14 protein-coding genes are annotated in these 15443 nt (G+C 64.8%); all 14 read left to right on the forward strand.

All coding sequences use genetic code 11. The annotated features are described in order from the left end of the window. Entirely contained in the window at positions 1-1254 is a 1254-nt protein-coding gene (locus tag ACXJKJ_RS10720; RefSeq protein ID WP_457390080.1) for an NADH-quinone oxidoreductase subunit D, read from the forward strand. Continuing rightward, positions 1251-1751, forward strand: coding sequence for an NADH-quinone oxidoreductase subunit NuoE family protein (locus ACXJKJ_RS10725; protein ID WP_457390081.1), 501 nt, complete (start codon positions 1251-1253; stop codon positions 1749-1751). Before ACXJKJ_RS10720 ends, ACXJKJ_RS10725 begins: the two co-directional genes overlap by 4 nt. 8 nt (positions 1752-1759) lie before the next feature. Continuing rightward, positions 1760-3100: an NADH-quinone oxidoreductase subunit NuoF gene (nuoF, locus tag ACXJKJ_RS10730; RefSeq protein WP_457390082.1), complete on the forward strand. Its 1341-nt coding sequence runs from the start codon at positions 1760-1762 to the stop codon at positions 3098-3100. Between the two features lie 20 nt (positions 3101-3120). Beyond that, entirely contained in the window at positions 3121-5427 is a 2307-nt protein-coding gene (nuoG, locus tag ACXJKJ_RS10735; protein ID WP_457390083.1) for an NADH-quinone oxidoreductase subunit NuoG, read from the forward strand. Positions 5428-5441: 14 nt separating this feature from the next. Further along, entirely contained in the window at positions 5442-6539 is a 1098-nt protein-coding gene (nuoH, locus tag ACXJKJ_RS10740) for an NADH-quinone oxidoreductase subunit NuoH (protein WP_457390084.1), read from the forward strand. 10 nt (positions 6540-6549) lie between these two features. Continuing rightward, positions 6550-7038: an NADH-quinone oxidoreductase subunit NuoI gene (gene nuoI / locus ACXJKJ_RS10745; RefSeq protein ID WP_056196926.1), complete on the forward strand. Its 489-nt coding sequence runs from the start codon at positions 6550-6552 to the stop codon at positions 7036-7038. Positions 7039-7091: 53 nt separating this feature from the next. Next, on the forward strand, positions 7092-7736 hold the full coding sequence (locus tag ACXJKJ_RS10750; RefSeq protein ID WP_056196928.1) for an NADH-quinone oxidoreductase subunit J: 645 nt from the start codon (positions 7092-7094) through the stop codon (positions 7734-7736). After that, positions 7733-8062, forward strand: coding sequence for an NADH-quinone oxidoreductase subunit NuoK (nuoK, locus tag ACXJKJ_RS10755; protein ID WP_056196929.1), 330 nt, complete (start codon positions 7733-7735; stop codon positions 8060-8062). Before ACXJKJ_RS10750 ends, nuoK begins: the two co-directional genes overlap by 4 nt. A 7-nt stretch (positions 8063-8069) precedes the next feature. Continuing rightward, a complete protein-coding gene (gene nuoL, locus ACXJKJ_RS10760; protein ID WP_457390085.1) occupies positions 8070-10115 on the forward strand; it encodes an NADH-quinone oxidoreductase subunit L in 2046 nt (681 codons plus the stop codon). 20 nt (positions 10116-10135) lie between these two features. Then, positions 10136-11614, forward strand: a complete 1479-nt coding sequence (locus tag ACXJKJ_RS10765) for an NADH-quinone oxidoreductase subunit M (protein ID WP_056196933.1) — start codon at positions 10136-10138, stop codon at positions 11612-11614. Positions 11615-11635: 21 nt separating this feature from the next. Next, positions 11636-13117, forward strand: coding sequence for an NADH-quinone oxidoreductase subunit NuoN (nuoN, locus tag ACXJKJ_RS10770; RefSeq protein WP_056196935.1), 1482 nt, complete (start codon positions 11636-11638; stop codon positions 13115-13117). Between the two features lie 8 nt (positions 13118-13125). Beyond that, a complete protein-coding gene (locus ACXJKJ_RS10775; RefSeq protein WP_457390086.1) occupies positions 13126-13428 on the forward strand; it encodes a DUF2818 family protein in 303 nt (100 codons plus the stop codon). Next, positions 13415-13999, forward strand: a complete 585-nt coding sequence (locus ACXJKJ_RS10780) for an NUDIX domain-containing protein (protein WP_457390087.1) — start codon at positions 13415-13417, stop codon at positions 13997-13999. Before ACXJKJ_RS10775 ends, ACXJKJ_RS10780 begins: the two co-directional genes overlap by 14 nt. A 296-nt stretch (positions 14000-14295) precedes the next feature. Then, positions 14296-15443, forward strand: a 1148-nt coding sequence (locus tag ACXJKJ_RS10785) for an efflux RND transporter periplasmic adaptor subunit (RefSeq protein ID WP_457390088.1), incomplete at its 3' end; no start/stop codon positions are given.

Below are 15443 nucleotides of genomic sequence, written 5' to 3' on the forward strand. Positions count from 1 at the left end.
ATGGCCGAAATCAAGAACTACACCCTCAACTTCGGTCCGCAGCATCCGGCCGCCCACGGCGTGCTGCGCCTGGTGCTCGAACTGGACGGCGAAGTCATCCAGCGCGCCGACCCGCACATCGGCCTGCTGCACCGCGCGACCGAGAAACTTGCCGAGAGCAAGACCTACATCCAGTCGCTGCCCTATATGGACCGCCTCGACTATGTGTCGATGATGGCGAATGAGCAGGCCTACTGCCTGGCCATTGAAAAGATGATGGGCATCGAGGTGCCGATCCGCGCGCAATACATCCGCGTGATGTTTGCCGAGATCACGCGCTTGCTGAACCACCTGATGTGGCTGGGTGCGCACGGCTTGGATTGCGGTGCGATGAACGTGCTCATCTACTGCTTCCGCGAGCGCGAAGACCTGTTCGACATGTACGAGGCGGTCTCGGGCGCGCGTATGCACGCGGCCTACTTTCGGCCGGGCGGCGTCTACCGCGACCTGCCGGACACGATGCCGAAGCACCAGGCCAGCAAGATCCGCAATGCCAAGGCCATCGACAGGCTCAACGAGAACCGCCAAGGCTCTCTGCTGGACTTCATTGATGACTTCACCGCGCGCTTCCCGAAGAACGTCGACGACTACGAAACGCTGCTGACCGACAACCGGATCTGGAAACAGCGCACGGTCGGCATCGGCGTCGTGTCGCCAGAGCGCGCGCTGAACCTGGGCTTCACCGGCCCCATGCTGCGCGGCTCCGGCATCGCCTGGGACTTGCGCAAGAAGCAACCCTACGACGTCTACGACAAGCTGGACTTCGACATCCCCATCGGCACCAACGGCGACACCTACGACCGCTATGTCGTGCGCGTGGAAGAGATGCGCCAGTCCAACCGCATCATCCAGCAGTGCTCGGCCTGGCTGCGCGCCAACCCCGGCCCGGTCATCACCGACAACCACAAGGTGGCGCCGCCTTCGCGCGTGGACATGAAGTCCAACATGGAAGAGCTGATCCACCACTTCAAGCTCTTCACCGAGGGCTTCCACGTGCCCGAGGGCGAGGCCTATGCGGCTGTCGAGCACCCCAAGGGCGAGTTCGGCATCTACATGATCAGCGACGGCGCCAACAAGCCCTACCGCCTGAAGATTCGCCCGCCGGGCTTTGCCCATCTGGCGGCGCTGGACGAGATGGGTCGCGGCCACATGATTGCGGACGCCGTCGCCATCATCGGCACCATGGACATCGTGTTCGGCGAGATTGATCGATGAGCTACCAACTCTCTGACGCCACCCGCGCGCGCTTCGACCGCGAGGTCGCCAAGTACCCCTACGAGATGCGCCAGTCTGCCGTCATGGCCTGCCTGGCCATCGTGCAGCAGGAAGAGGGCTTCGTGCCCCGCGCCGCGGAAGACGTGATCGCCGCCCATCTCGGCATGGCGCCCATCGCCGTGTACGAGGTGACGACCTTCTACAACATGTTCAACCAGCGCCCGACGGGCAAGTTCAAGCTGAACGTCTGCGCCAACCTGCCTTGCCAGTTGCGTGACGGCCAGAAGGCGTTGGACCACCTGTGCAGCAAGCTCGGCATCGAGCAAGGCGGCACGACGGCCGACGGCCTCTTTACCGTGCAGAAGAGCGAGTGCCTGGGTGCCTGCGCCGACTCGCCGGTGATGCTGGTCAATGACCGTCAGATGTTGAGCTTCATGACGACCGAGCGCCTGGACGAGCTCGTCGACGTGCTGCGGTCTGAAGCAGCCAAGGCCTGAGGACGACGATGCTGGACCTTTCCAAATTCCAAGCCACCGGCGCCGAGACCTGTTTCCACGGCCGCCACATCAGCCCGCAGATCTATGCGGACCTGGACGGCAAGAACTGGTCGATCAAGGACTACGAAGCCCGTGGCGGCTATGCGGCCCTGCGCAAGATCCTGGGCAAGGACGGTGGCGAAGGCCTGACAGCCGATCAAGTCATTGCCGAAGTGAAGACCTCGGCCCTGCGCGGCCGTGGCGGCGCAGGCTTCCCGACCGGCCTGAAGTGGAGCTTCATGCCCCGCCAGTTCCCGGGCCAGAAATACCTCGTCTGCAATTCCGACGAAGGCGAGCCGGGCACCTGCAAGGACCGCGACCTGCTGATGTTCAACCCGCATCAGGTCATCGAGGGCATGGCCATCGCCGCCTACGCGATGGGCATCAAGGTCGGCTACAACTACATCCACGGCGAGATCTTCGAGGTCTACGAGCGCTTCGAGGCGGCCCTGGAAGAGGCCCGCGCCGCTGGTTACCTCGGCGACAAGATCATGGGCTCGGACTACAGCTTCCAGTTGCACGGCCACCATGGTTTCGGCGCCTACATCTGCGGCGAAGAGACTGCGCTGCTGGAATCGCTGGAAGGCAAGAAGGGCCAACCGCGCTTCAAGCCGCCGTTCCCGGCCAGCTTCGGCCTGTACGGCAAGCCCACCACCATCAACAACACCGAGACGTTTGCCGCGGTGCCCTGGATCATCCGCAACGGCGGCCAGGCCTACCTCGAGATCGGCAAGCCCAACAACGGCGGCACCAAGCTGTTCTCGGTGTCGGGTGACGTCGAGAAGCCCGGCAACTTCGAGGTTCCGTTGGGCACGTCCTTCGAGAAGCTGCTCGAGCTTGCCGGTGGCGTGCGCAAGGGCCGCAAGCTCAAGGCCGTCATTCCTGGCGGCTCGTCCGCGCCGGTGCTGCCGGCCGACGTGATGATGCAGTGCACGATGGACTATGACTCCATCGCCAAGGCCGGCTCCATGCTGGGTTCGGGCGCCGTCATCGTCCTCGACGACTCGCGCTGCATGGTGCAGAGCCTGCTGCGCCTGTCCTATTTCTACGCCCACGAGTCCTGCGGCCAGTGCACGCCCTGCCGCGAAGGCACGGGCTGGATGCACCGCGTGCTGGAACGCATTTACCACGGCGAGGGCAGGGCAGAGGACATCGACCTGCTGAACTCGGTAGCCGACAACATCCAGGGCCGCACGATCTGCGCGCTGGGCGACGCTGCCGCGATGCCCGTGCGCGCCATGATCAAGCACTTCAAGCACGAGTTCGTGCACCTGATTGAACACAAGAAGCCCCTGGTGGCTCCGACCTGAGCGCCTAGAGAAACACCACCATGGTTGAAATCGAACTCGACGGTCAGAAGGTCTCGGTCCTGGAAGGCAGCATGGTCATGCATGCCGCCGAGAAGGCCGGCACCTACATCCCGCACTTCTGCTATCACAAGAAGCTCAGCATCGCGGCCAACTGCCGCATGTGCCTGGTGGACGTGGAGAAGGCGCCCAAGCCCATGCCGGCCTGCGCGACGCCCGTCACGCAGGGCATGATCGTCCGCACCAAGAGCGACAAGGCGATCAAGGCCCAGCAGGGCGTCATGGAATTCCTGCTGATCAACCATCCGCTGGATTGCCCCATCTGCGACCAGGGCGGCGAGTGCCAGCTGCAGGATCTGGCCGTCGGCTACGGTGCTGGCAAGAGCCGCTACACCGAAGAGAAGCGCGTCGTCTTCCACAAGAACGTCGGCCCGCTGATCTCGATGGAAGAGATGAGCCGCTGCATCCACTGCACCCGCTGCGTGCGCTTCGGCCAGGAGATCGCCGGCCAGATGGAGCTGGGCATGGCCCATCGCGGCGAGCACAGCGAGATCCAGACCTTCGTCGGCCGCACGGTGGACTCCGAGCTGTCGGGCAACATGATCGACATCTGCCCGGTCGGTGCGCTCACGAGCAAGCCGTTCCGCTACAGCGCCCGCACCTGGGAACTGTCGCGCCGCAAGAGCGTCAGCCCACACGATTCGACCGGTGCCAACCTGATCGTCCAGGTCAAGAACCACCAGGTCCTGCGCGTCGTTCCGCTGGAGAATGAAGACGTCAACGAATGCTGGATCGCCGACCGCGACCGCTTCAGCTATGAAGCGCTGAACAGTGACCAGCGCCTGACCGCGCCCATGATCAAGCAGGGCGGTGCCTGGAAGCAGGTCGACTGGACCACGGCGCTGGAATACATCGCCAACGGCCTCAAGACCATCAAGGCCGACCATGGCGCGGCCGCCATCGGCGCGTTGGGCTCGGCCCACAGCACGGTGGAAGAGCTGCACCTGCTCGCACAGCTTGTGCGCGGCCTGGGCAGCGACAACATCGACCACCGCCTGCGCCACAGCGACTTCGGCAATGTCGCGTCAGCCGGCCAGGCGCACTGGCTGGGCACCAGCATCGCGAGCCTGTCCGAGCTCGACCGCGCCCTCGTCGTCGGCTCCAACCTGCGCAAGGATCACCCGCTGTTCGCCGCCCGCCTGCGCCACGCCGCGCGCCGTGGTGCCGCCGTGCATCGTGTCGGCCTGAGCAGCGATGACTGGCTGATGCCGCTCGCCGGCTCGACCTCCGTCGCGCCCTCGGGCTGGGTGCAAGCCCTGGCCGATGTGGCTGCCGCCATTGGTGCTGGTGCACCGCTCGCCGGCACGGCCACCGACGAAGCCAAGGCCATCGCCGCCAGCCTGCAGTCCGGTAAAGCCAAGGCCATCCTGCTGGGCAACGCTGCCGCCGAGCACTCGCAAGCCGCCAGCCTGCTGGCGCTGGCGCAGTGGATTGGCCAGCAGACCGGCGCGAGCGTCGGCTACCTGACCGCCGCCGCCAACACGGTTGGCGCGCAGCTCGTGAAGGCCCAGCCGCAGATCGACGGCCTGAATGCCGGCCAGATGCTGAACGGCACCTCGCTGAAGGCCGCACTGCTGCTGAACACCGACCCGGTGCTGGACTCCGCCAATGCCGCCGCCGCCGCCAAGGCGCTGGACGCGGCCGAGATGGTCGTCGTGCTGAGCCCGTTCAAGAGCGGTCTCGAATACGCCGACGTGCTGCTGCCGATCGCGCCCTTCACCGAAACCTCCGGCAGCTTCGTCAACGCCGAGGGCCGACTGCAGAGCTTCGTCGGCGTCGTGCGCCCGCTGGCCGAGACGCGTCCGGCCTGGAAGGTGCTGCGTGTGCTGGGCAATCTGCTGGGCCTGCCGGGCTTCGACCAGGACAGCTCCGAGCAGGTGCGCGAACAAGCCCTGGGTGGCGACATCGCCGCCCGTCTCAGCAACGCCACCACCTCTGCGCCGCAAGCCGCGGTCAAGGCTGAGGGCGTCGAGCGCTTCGGCAATCTGCCCATCTACGCGACCGATGCGCTGGTGCGCAACTCGACCTCGCTGCAGCTGACCACCGACGGCCGTGAAGCCGCCACGGTCGGCCTGCCCAGCAGCCTGTGGCAACAGCTTGGCTTGGCTGAGGGCGATCAGGTCCGCGTCGTGCAGGACGGCGGTGCCGCCCAACTGCCCGCACGCCTTGAAGCCGGCCTGCCGCAAGGCGTGGCCCGCGTGCCCGCTGGCCTGGCACAAACCGCCGCGTTGGGTGCTGCCTTCGGCACGCTCAACATCAGCAAGGTCTGAGGGAGCTGACAAGAATGATCGACACCCTCTACCAACACGGCGCCTCGCTGCTGGGGGCCCTGTGGCCCCTGGTGTGGAGCCTGATGAAGATCATCGCGGTCGTTGCACCGCTGATGATCTGCGTCGCCTACCTGACGCTGTGGGAGCGCAAGGCCATCGGCTGGTCGCAGATCCGCCCGGGCCCGAACCGCGTCGGCCCCTACGGCCTGCTGACGCCCATCGCCGATGCGGTCAAGCTGATCTTCAAGGAGATCATCAAGCCCGCAGCCGCGAGCAAGGGCCTGTTCTTCCTCGGCCCCGTCATGACCATCATGCCGGCGCTGGCCGCCTGGGCCGTCGTGCCCTTCGGCCCGGATGCCGCCGCCGCCAACGTCAATGCCGGCCTGCTGTACCTGATGGCCATCACCTCGCTCGAGGTCTACGGCGTCATCATTGCCGGTTGGGCTTCGAACTCGAAGTACGCCTTCCTCGGCGCGCTGCGCGCCTCGGCGCAGATGGTCTCCTACGAGATCGCGATGGGCTTTGCGCTGGTCGTCGTGCTGATGGTGACGGGCAGCCTGAACATGACCGAGGTCGTGCAGGTGCAGGAACGCGGCTGGTTTGCATCCCACGGCGTGCCGCTGCTGTCGTGGAACTGGCTGCCGCTCTTCCCGATCTTCATCGTCTACTTCATCTCGGGCCTGGCCGAAACCAACCGCCATCCGTTCGACGTCGTCGAAGGCGAATCGGAAATCGTTGCCGGCCACATGATCGAGTACTCGGGCATGTCGTTCGCGATGTTCTTCCTGGCCGAGTACGCCAACATGATCCTGGTGTCGGCCCTGGCCGTCCTCATGTTCCTGGGCGGCTGGAGCGCGCCGATCTCCTGGAGCCTGTTCGGCATGGAAACGCCGACCTTCATCCAGCACACGATGGCGTTCTGGAATTGGGCCTGGCTGTTCGGCAAGACCTTCTTCGTCGTCACGACGTTCCTGTGGGTGCGCGCCACGTTCCCGCGCTTCCGCTACGACCAGATCATGCGTCTGGGCTGGAAGATCTTCATTCCCATCACGCTGATCTGGCTGGTCGTTGTCGGTGCCTGGATGCAGACACCGTTCAACATCTGGAAGTGAGGCGGCGCCCATGACTGCAATCACGAATTTCGCGAAGACCTTCTTCCTCTGGGAACTGCTCAAGGGGATGAAGCTCACCGGGAGGCATTTCCTCTCGCGCAACATCACCATCCAGTTCCCCGAAGAGAAGACGCCGCTGTCCCCGCGTTTCCGCGGCCTGCACGCGCTGCGCCGCTACGAGAACGGTGAAGAGCGTTGCATCGCCTGCAAGCTCTGCGAGGCTGTCTGCCCCGCGATGGCTATCACCATCGAGAGCGACGTGCGCGCCGACGGCAGCCGCCGCACGACGCGCTACGACATCGACCTGACCAAGTGCATCTTCTGCGGCTTCTGCGAGGAAAGCTGCCCGGTGGACTCCATCGTCGAGACCAGCATCTTCGAATACCACGGCGAAAAGCGCGGCGACCTGTACTTCACCAAGGACATGCTGCTGGCCGTCGGTGACAAGTACGAAGCCGAAATCGCGGCCCAAAAGGAGGCTGATGCCAAGTACCGCTGATCGCTGACCGGCCTTGCGGCCGCAGCGGTCCAGCTCAGCTGGCCTGGATACGTATGGACATCACGACCATCCTCTTCTACGTCTTCTCCGGCATCCTGCTGGTGAGTTCGTTCCGCGTCATCACGGCGCGCAGCACCGTGCATGCGGCGCTGTTCCTGATCCTGTCCTTCTTCACGGCGTCCTGCATCTGGATGCTGCTGAAGGCCGAGTTCCTGGCGATTGCGCTGGTGCTCGTCTACATCGGTGCCGTCATGGTGCTGTTCTTGTTCGTCGTCATGATGCTGGACCTGAACACCGACAGCCTGCGTGAGGGCTTCTGGAAGCATCTGCCGCTGGCGGCCGTTGTCGGCGCTCTGATCGCCTTCGAGATGGGCATCGTGCTGATGGGCGGCTTCCAACTGTCTGACGTGCCGGTGGCCACCGCCGAGCAGCTGAAGATGGGTAATACCAAGCTGCTCGGCATCGAGATCTACACCGCTTACCTGTACCCGCTGCAGATCGCCGCCGTGCTGCTGCTCGTGGCCATCGTCGCGGCCATCGCCCTGACGCTGCGCCGCCGCAAGGACTCGCGTGCCATGGACGCATCCGAACAGGTCAAGGTCACCAAGGCCCAGCGCCTGAAGATCGTCAAGATGGCGCCCACCGTCGCCACGCCGCCGGCCCCGCCCGCCGCACCCACCGAAGGAGGCCAGGCATGACCGCCATTACCGGGCTGAGCGGCCTGACCCTGGGCCACTTTCTGACGCTGGGCGCGATGCTGTTCGCGCTGTCGGTGATCGGCATCTTCCTGAATCGCAAGAACCTGATCGTGCTGCTGATGGCCATCGAGCTGATGCTGCTGGCGGTCAACATGAACTTCGTCGCCTTCTCGCACTACCTGGGCGACATGGGCGGCCAGGTCTTCGTGTTCTTCATCCTGACCGTCGCGGCGGCCGAGTCGGCCATCGGCCTGGCCATCCTGGTCGTGCTGTTCCGCAACCGAGCCAGCATCAACGTCGAAGAGCTCGACGCGCTGAAGGGTTGAGAAAAAGATGTCTGCACAACTCTCCCAGAACCTGCTGCTGACGGTGCCGCTGGCGCCGCTCGTGGGCGCCATCGTGGCCGGTTTCTTCGGCAAGACGGTGGGCCGCCGCGGCTCGCACATGGTCACCATCCTCGGCGTGCTGATCGCCTTCATCCTGTCGGCGATGACGCTGTACAGCGTGGCCGTCGACGGCGCGCGCTTCAACGCCACCATCTACGAATGGATGAACCTCGGCGCGCTGAAGATGGAAGTCGGCTTCCTCATCGACGGCCTGACGGCCATGATGATGGTGGTCGTGACCTTCGTGTCGCTGATGGTGCACATCTACACCATCGGCTACATGGAAGAGGACGACGGCTACCAGCGCTTCTTCTCCTACATCTCGCTGTTCACGTTCAGCATGCTGATGCTCGTCATGAGCAACAACATGCTGCAGCTGTTCTTCGGGTGGGAAGCGGTGGGCCTGGTGTCGTATCTGCTGATCGGCTTCTGGTACAAGAAACCGACGGCCATCTTCGCCAACATGAAGGCTTTCCTGGTGAACCGGGTCGGCGACTTCGGCTTCATCCTGGGCATCGGCCTGCTGGTGGCCTTCGGGGGTTCGCTGAACTACGCCGAGACCTTCGCCAAGTCCGAGATCCTGTCGCAGATGATCTTCCCCGGCACCGATTGGTCGCTGATGACGGTCACCTGCATCTGCCTCTTCATCGGTGCGATGGGCAAGTCGGCGCAGTTCCCGCTGCACGTCTGGCTGCCGGACTCGATGGAAGGTCCGACGCCCATCTCCGCGCTGATCCATGCCGCCACGATGGTGACGGCCGGCATCTTCATGGTGGCGCGCATGTCGCCGCTGTTCGAGCTGAGCGACACGGCGCTGAACTTCGTCATGGTGATCGGTGCGATCACGGCGTTGTTCATGGGGTTCCTCGGCATCATCCAGAACGACATCAAGCGCGTCGTGGCGTACTCGACGCTGTCCCAGCTGGGTTACATGACCGTCGCCCTGGGCGCCTCGGCCTACTCGGTGGCCGTCTTCCACCTGATGACGCACGCCTTCTTCAAGGCGCTGCTGTTCCTGGGCGCGGGCTCCGTCATCATCGGCATGCACCATGACCAGGACATCCGCAACATGGGCGGCCTGCGCAAGTACATGCCCATCACCTGGATCACGTCGCTGCTGGGTTCGCTCGCGCTGATCGGCACGCCGCTGTTCTCGGGCTTCTACTCCAAGGACTCGATCATTGAGGCCGTGCACGCCAGCCATCTGCCGGGTGCGCACTTCGCCTACTTCGCCGTCATCGTCGGCGTGTTCGTGACGGCCTTCTATTCGTTCCGGATGTACTTCCTCGTCTTCCATGGCAAGGAGAACTTCCACCACAAGCCCTTCCCGGGCGAGCATGATCATCACGACGATGACCATGGTGACCACGGCCACGCCCACGTGCCGCACGAGTCGCCCTGGGTTGTCACCGCGCCGCTGGTGCTGCTGGCCATCCCGTCGGTCGTCATCGGCTTCATGACCATCCAGCCGATGCTGTTCGGCGACTTCTTCAAGGACGCCATCTTCGTCAACCTGCACGCCCACCCGGCGATGGAGGAACTGGCCGAGGAGTTCCATGGCGCCGCCGCAATGGCCCTGCACGGCTTGACCTCGCTGCCGTTCTGGCTCGCGCTGGCCGGTGTCGTGACGGCCTACGTGTTCTACATGGTCGCCCCGAGCATTCCGGCCACGCTGGCCAAGGTGCTGCGCCCGCTGATCATCGTCCTGGAGAACAAGTACTTCATGGACTGGATCAACGAGAACATCCTCGCCCGCGCCGCACGCCTCATCGGCATGGGCCTGTGGAAGGGTGGCGATGCCGGGCTGATCGACGGACTCATCATCAATGGCTCGGCGCGTGGCGTCGGTGGCATCGCGGGCCTGGTGCGCCGCCTGCAGAGCGGCTACCTGTACTGGTACGCCCTCGTCATGATCCTTGGCGTCACCGGCCTGATGACCTGGCAGCTCTGGCCCTATATCAAGCCCCAGTTCAGCGCCCTGTTCGGGTTCTGAGCGAGAGGCGGAGAACAAGAATGTTGCTGAGTCTTGCGATTTTTCTGCCCATCGTCTGCGGCGCCTTGCTGCTGGCGCTCGGGCGCGACGAGCAGGCGCACGCCGTGCGCTGGCTGGCCCTGGTCGCTGCCGTGGCGAGCTTTCTCGCCACCATCCCGCTGATCACCGGCTTTGACACATCGACGGCTGCCATGCAGTTCGTCGAGAACCAACCCTGGATCGACCGCTTCAACATCAGCTACCACCTGGGCGTGGACGGCATCTCGATGTGGTTCGTGCCGCTGACGGCCTTCATCACCATCATCGTGGTGATCTCGGCCTGGGAGGTCATCGAGACCCGCGTCAACCAGTACATGGGCGCCTTCCTGATCCTGTCGGGCCTGATGGTGGGCGTGTTCAGCGCGCTGGACGGCATGCTGTTCTACGTCTTCTTCGAGGCCACACTGATCCCGATGTACATCATCATCGGCGTCTGGGGCGGCCCGAACCGCGTCTATGCGGCCTTCAAGTTCTTCCTCTATACGTTGGCCGGCTCGCTCTTGATGCTGATCGCGCTGCTCTACCTGTACTCCCAGGTTCCCGGCGGCAGCTTCGACATCCAGACCTGGCACAAGTTGCCGCTGACCGGTGGCGCCCAGACCTGGCTGTTCTTCGCCTTCCTGGCTGCCTTCTCGGTCAAGGTGCCGATGTGGCCGGTGCACACCTGGCTGCCCGACGCCCACGTCGAGGCACCCACCGGCGGCTCCGTCGTGCTGGCGGCCATCATGCTGAAGCTGGGTTGCTATGGCTTCCTGCGTTTCTCGCTGCCGATCGCGCCGGACGCCGCCCGCCACTGGTCCTGGCTGATCATTGCGCTGTCGCTGATCGCCGTCGTCTACATCGGCCTGGTGGCCCTGGTGCAGAAGGACATGAAGAAGCTGGTGGCCTACTCGTCCATCGCCCACATGGGCTTCGTGACGCTGGGCTTCTTCATCTTCAACGAACTGGGCGTCTCTGGCGGCCTGGTACAGATGATCTCGCACGGCTTCGTGTCGGGTGCGATGTTCCTGTGCATCGGCGTGCTCTACGACCGCGTGCACTCGCGTGAGATCGCTTCCTATGGTGGTGTCGTCAACACCATGCCCAAGTTCGCTGCCTTTGCCGTCTTCTTCGGCATGGCCAACTGCGGCCTGCCCGCCACGGCCGGCTTCGTCGGCGAGTGGATGGTCATCCTCGGCACCGTCAAGGCCAACTTCTGGCTGGGCGGCATCGCCGCGACGGCCCTGGTCTTTGGCGCGGCCTACACGCTGTGGATGATCAAGCGCGTCTACTTTGGCGATATTGCCAACGACGACGTGCGCGCGCTGACCGACATCAATACCCGCGAATTCCTCATGCTCGCTCTGCTGGCCGTGGCGACGCTGTACATGGGCCTCTATCCCAAGCCCTTCACCGACGTGATGCACAACTCGGTCACCGAGCTGCTCAGGCATGTCGCGCTCAGCAAGATCCCGGCCTGATTTCGAGCAGAGGCAAGAACAATGAACGACATGAACTGGCTCGCGATCTACCCCGAAATCCTGCTGCTGGCGATGGGCTGCGTGGTTGCCCTGGTGGACCTGTGGGTCACCGACGAGCAGCGCCGCCCGACCTACTGGCTGACCCAGCTGACCCTCATCGTCGTGGGTGGCCTGCACTTCAGCTACTTCAACGCCGGCCTGACCACCTATGCCATGCAGGACATGGTGGTCGCCGACCCCATGGGCCACCTGCTGGCCGGCTTCGCCTGCGTCGCGACGCTGATCACGCTGGTCTATGCACGCCCCTATGCCGCTTTCCGCGAGATGCTCAAGGGCGAGCTCTTCATCCTCAGCCTGTTCGCGCTGCTGGGCATCAACGTGATGCTGTCGGCAAACAACTTCCTGGTCGTCTACCTCGGCCTGGAGCTGATGAGCCTGTCGCTGTACGCGCTGGTGGCCCTGCGCCGCGACCATGCGGTGTCGACCGAGGCGGCGATGAAGTATTTCGTCCTCGGCGCCCTCGCCAGCGGCTTCCTGCTGTACGGCCTGTCGATGATGTACGGCGCCACCGGTTCGCTGACCATCCCCGAAGTCTTTGGCGTCATCTCCCAGGGCATCCCGAACAAGAGCGTGCTGATCTTCGGCACCGTCTTCGTCGTCGCCGGCCTGGCCTTCAAGCTCGGCGCCGCGCCCTTCCACATGTGGGTGCCTGATGTTTACCAGGGCGCACCGACGGCCGTCACGCTGCTGATCGGCGGCGCGCCCAAGCTGGCCGCGTTCGCGATCACCGTGCGCCTGCTGGTCGAAGGCATGAGCGGCCTGGCCGTGGACTGGCAGCAGATGCTGGTCGTGCTGTCCGTCATGTCGCTGCTGATCGGCAACCTCGCCGCCATCGCCCAGAGCAATCTGAAGCGCATGCTGGCCTACTCGACCATCGCCAACATGGGCTTCATGCTCTTGGGCATGACTGCCGGCGTCGTCAATGACAGCACGACCTGGGGCACCAACGCCTACAGCTCGGCCATGTTCTACGTCGTCACCTATGTGCTGACGACACTGGGTACCTTCGGCATGGTCATCTTGCTGTCGCGCCAGGGCCATGAGGCTGAGGAGATCAAGGACCTGGCGGGCCTGGGCAAGCGCAGCCCTTGGTTCGCCCTGGTCATGACGCTGTTCATGTTCTCGCTGGCTGGCGTGCCGCCCACCGTGGGTTTCTACGCCAAGCTGGCCGTGCTGCAGGCTCTGGTGGCCACGCAGATGCCGTTCTACCTGTGGCTGGCCGGCTTCGCCGTCGTCGTGTCGCTGGTTGGCGCCTTCTATTACCTGCGCATCGTCAAGGTCATGTTCTTCGACGCCCCGACCGATACGGCCCCGCTGGCCGCGCCGGCCGACGTGCGCTTCGTCATGACGCTCAACGGCGCCGCCGTGCTGGTCTTCGGCCTGCTGCCGGGTGGCCTGTTGGAGCTGTGCAAGGTCGCCATCCGCCAGGCCCTCGCCACCTGAACGCATCCATGGACCAGTCCGCCGCTGTCTGGCTGGTTCTCGTCGCGGCCGTCATCGCGGCGAACCTGCCTTATTTCAACGAGAGGCTGCTGCTCGTCGGCCCACGCCAAGCGCCTAAATCGGCGTGGTGGCGGTTGCTGGAGTTGCTGCTGATGGCCATGTTGACCTTCGGCCTCGGCTCGCTGCTGGAGGCCCGCATCGGCCAGCGCCATGCGCAAGGCTGGGAGTTCTATGCCGCGGCGACCTGTCTCTTCATCACGCTGGGGTTTCCCGGCTTTGTCTGGAGATATCTGCGCCGTGGCCACCTCTGACAGCGAAGACCCCCATCTCGTCGAGCGCCTGCTCGAAAGCACGCAGGTCTACGCCGGCCACTTCCTCGACGTGCGCCGCGATCGTGTCGCGCTGCCGGACGGCACTGCCGCGCACCGCGAATACATCCGCCACCCCGGCGCCGTCATGGTCGTACCGCTGCTGGACGACGGCCGGTTGTTGATGGAGCGCCAATACCGCTACCCCATGGGCCGCGTGATGCTGGAGTTCCCGGCTGGCAAGCTCGACGCCGGCGAAGACCCGCTGGTCTGCGGTCGCCGTGAGCTGCTGGAGGAGACCGGCTACAGCGCCACCGAATGGGCCTATGCCGGTGTGCTGCACAACGCCATCGCCTACTCGGACGAAGGCATCCACATCTACTTCGCGCGCGGCCTGAACAAGGGCGAGCAGAAGTTGGACGAGGGCGAGTTTCTCGAGCTTGTCACACACACGGTCGACGATCTCGACCGCCTCGCCGCCCAAGGCGAGCTGACCGATGCCAAGACCCTGATCGGCCTGCTGTGGCTGCAGCGCTGGCAGCAGGGTGCCTGGGCGCTGGACTGGCTAAAGTAGCGCCCCTCGTCCAAGGCATACCTTGGCCGGTTCCAGGGAGACGGCGACGCATGCAGCGTCAAGCCGCATGCACATCGCCAGGCGGGCCGGCCAGGTGAACTGGAGTCGGACACAAGAAGTCCCTGCGGACTGCTTGTGCCTACGGAAGGCCATGGGCCTCTGGCCCACGGCAGGCCCGGCGCTCGGCCCGAAAGTTCTTCCGTTTCGTACATGACCTCTGGCGCCGTGTTGCCAGACCGTTAAGCTCCGGCGTTTGAGCCGTCCGACCTTTGCCCTTTCGAAGAAAGCTTGTCTCCATGACGCGTGCATCGCTGACCCTGACCGCATTGACATTGGCCCTGGCCCTTACCGCTTGCGGCAAGGGTGGCAAGCCCGATGAGGCCAAGGGCGCCGCGGCCAAGACGTCTGCGCCGCTGCTGCTCGCGCCCGAGGATCTGCGTCAGGTTGGCCAGAGCGGCCTGATCGGCGCGCCCGTCATCACGGGCGCCATCCAGCCGGCCCGCCGTGCCGACCTGCGTGCCGAAGTGGCCGCCGTCGTGCTGCAGGTGGCCAAGGACAACGGCGAGCGTGTGCGCGCGGGTGATCTCATCATCCGACTGGACCCCACCTCCATCCGCGACGGCCTGACCTCGGCCGATGAGGCGCTGCGCGCCGCCCAACAGAGCTTCGAGCAGACCGAGCGCGTTCTGGCCCGCCAGCGCACGCTGAACCAGCAGGGCATGATTTCCATGCAAGGCCTGGAAGACGCCGAGGTGCGCCGCAACGCCGCCCAGAGCGAGTTGGCCGCAGCCAAGGCGCGCGCCGTCACGGCCCGCCAGCAGGTTTCGCGCACCGAGATCCGCGCGCCGTTCGATGGCGTCGTCAGCGAGCGAAAGATCTCCGTCGGCGACACCGTGCAGATCGGCCGCGAACTCATCAAGGTCATCGACCCGGCGTCGATGCGCTTCGAAGGCCAGGTCTCGGCCGATCGCCTGGGCGAGCTCAAGCTGGGCCAACCGGTGTCCTTCCGCATCAACGGCTTTGGCGACGCGGAGTTCCGCGGCAAGCTGGCCCGCATCGATGCCGCTGCCAATGCGACGACGCGTCAGGTCGAGCTCATCGCTGAATTCAACGATCGCAGCAAGGCCCCTCAGGTCTCCGGCCTCTATGCCGAAGGCCGCGTCGAGAGCGCCGAGCGCAAGGCGCTGGTGCTGGCCGAGGGCTCGGTGCAGCGCCAGGGCGATAGCGCCTATGTCTGGAAGGTCGATGGCAATCAGCTCAAGAAGGTCAACGTGATCTTGGGCGAGCGTGACGACCGCCGCGGCGAGGTCGTCATCGCTTCAGGCCTGGCTTTGGGAGACCAGGTGCTGCGCGCACCCACCGGCAACCTGACCGATGGTGCGCCGCTGCAGCGCGTCACGGCCGGGGCCGGCGCGGCCTCAGCCGTCGCGGGCACGGCGTCACC

The sequence above is a fragment of the Roseateles sp. P5_E1 genome, assembly GCF_054049335.1.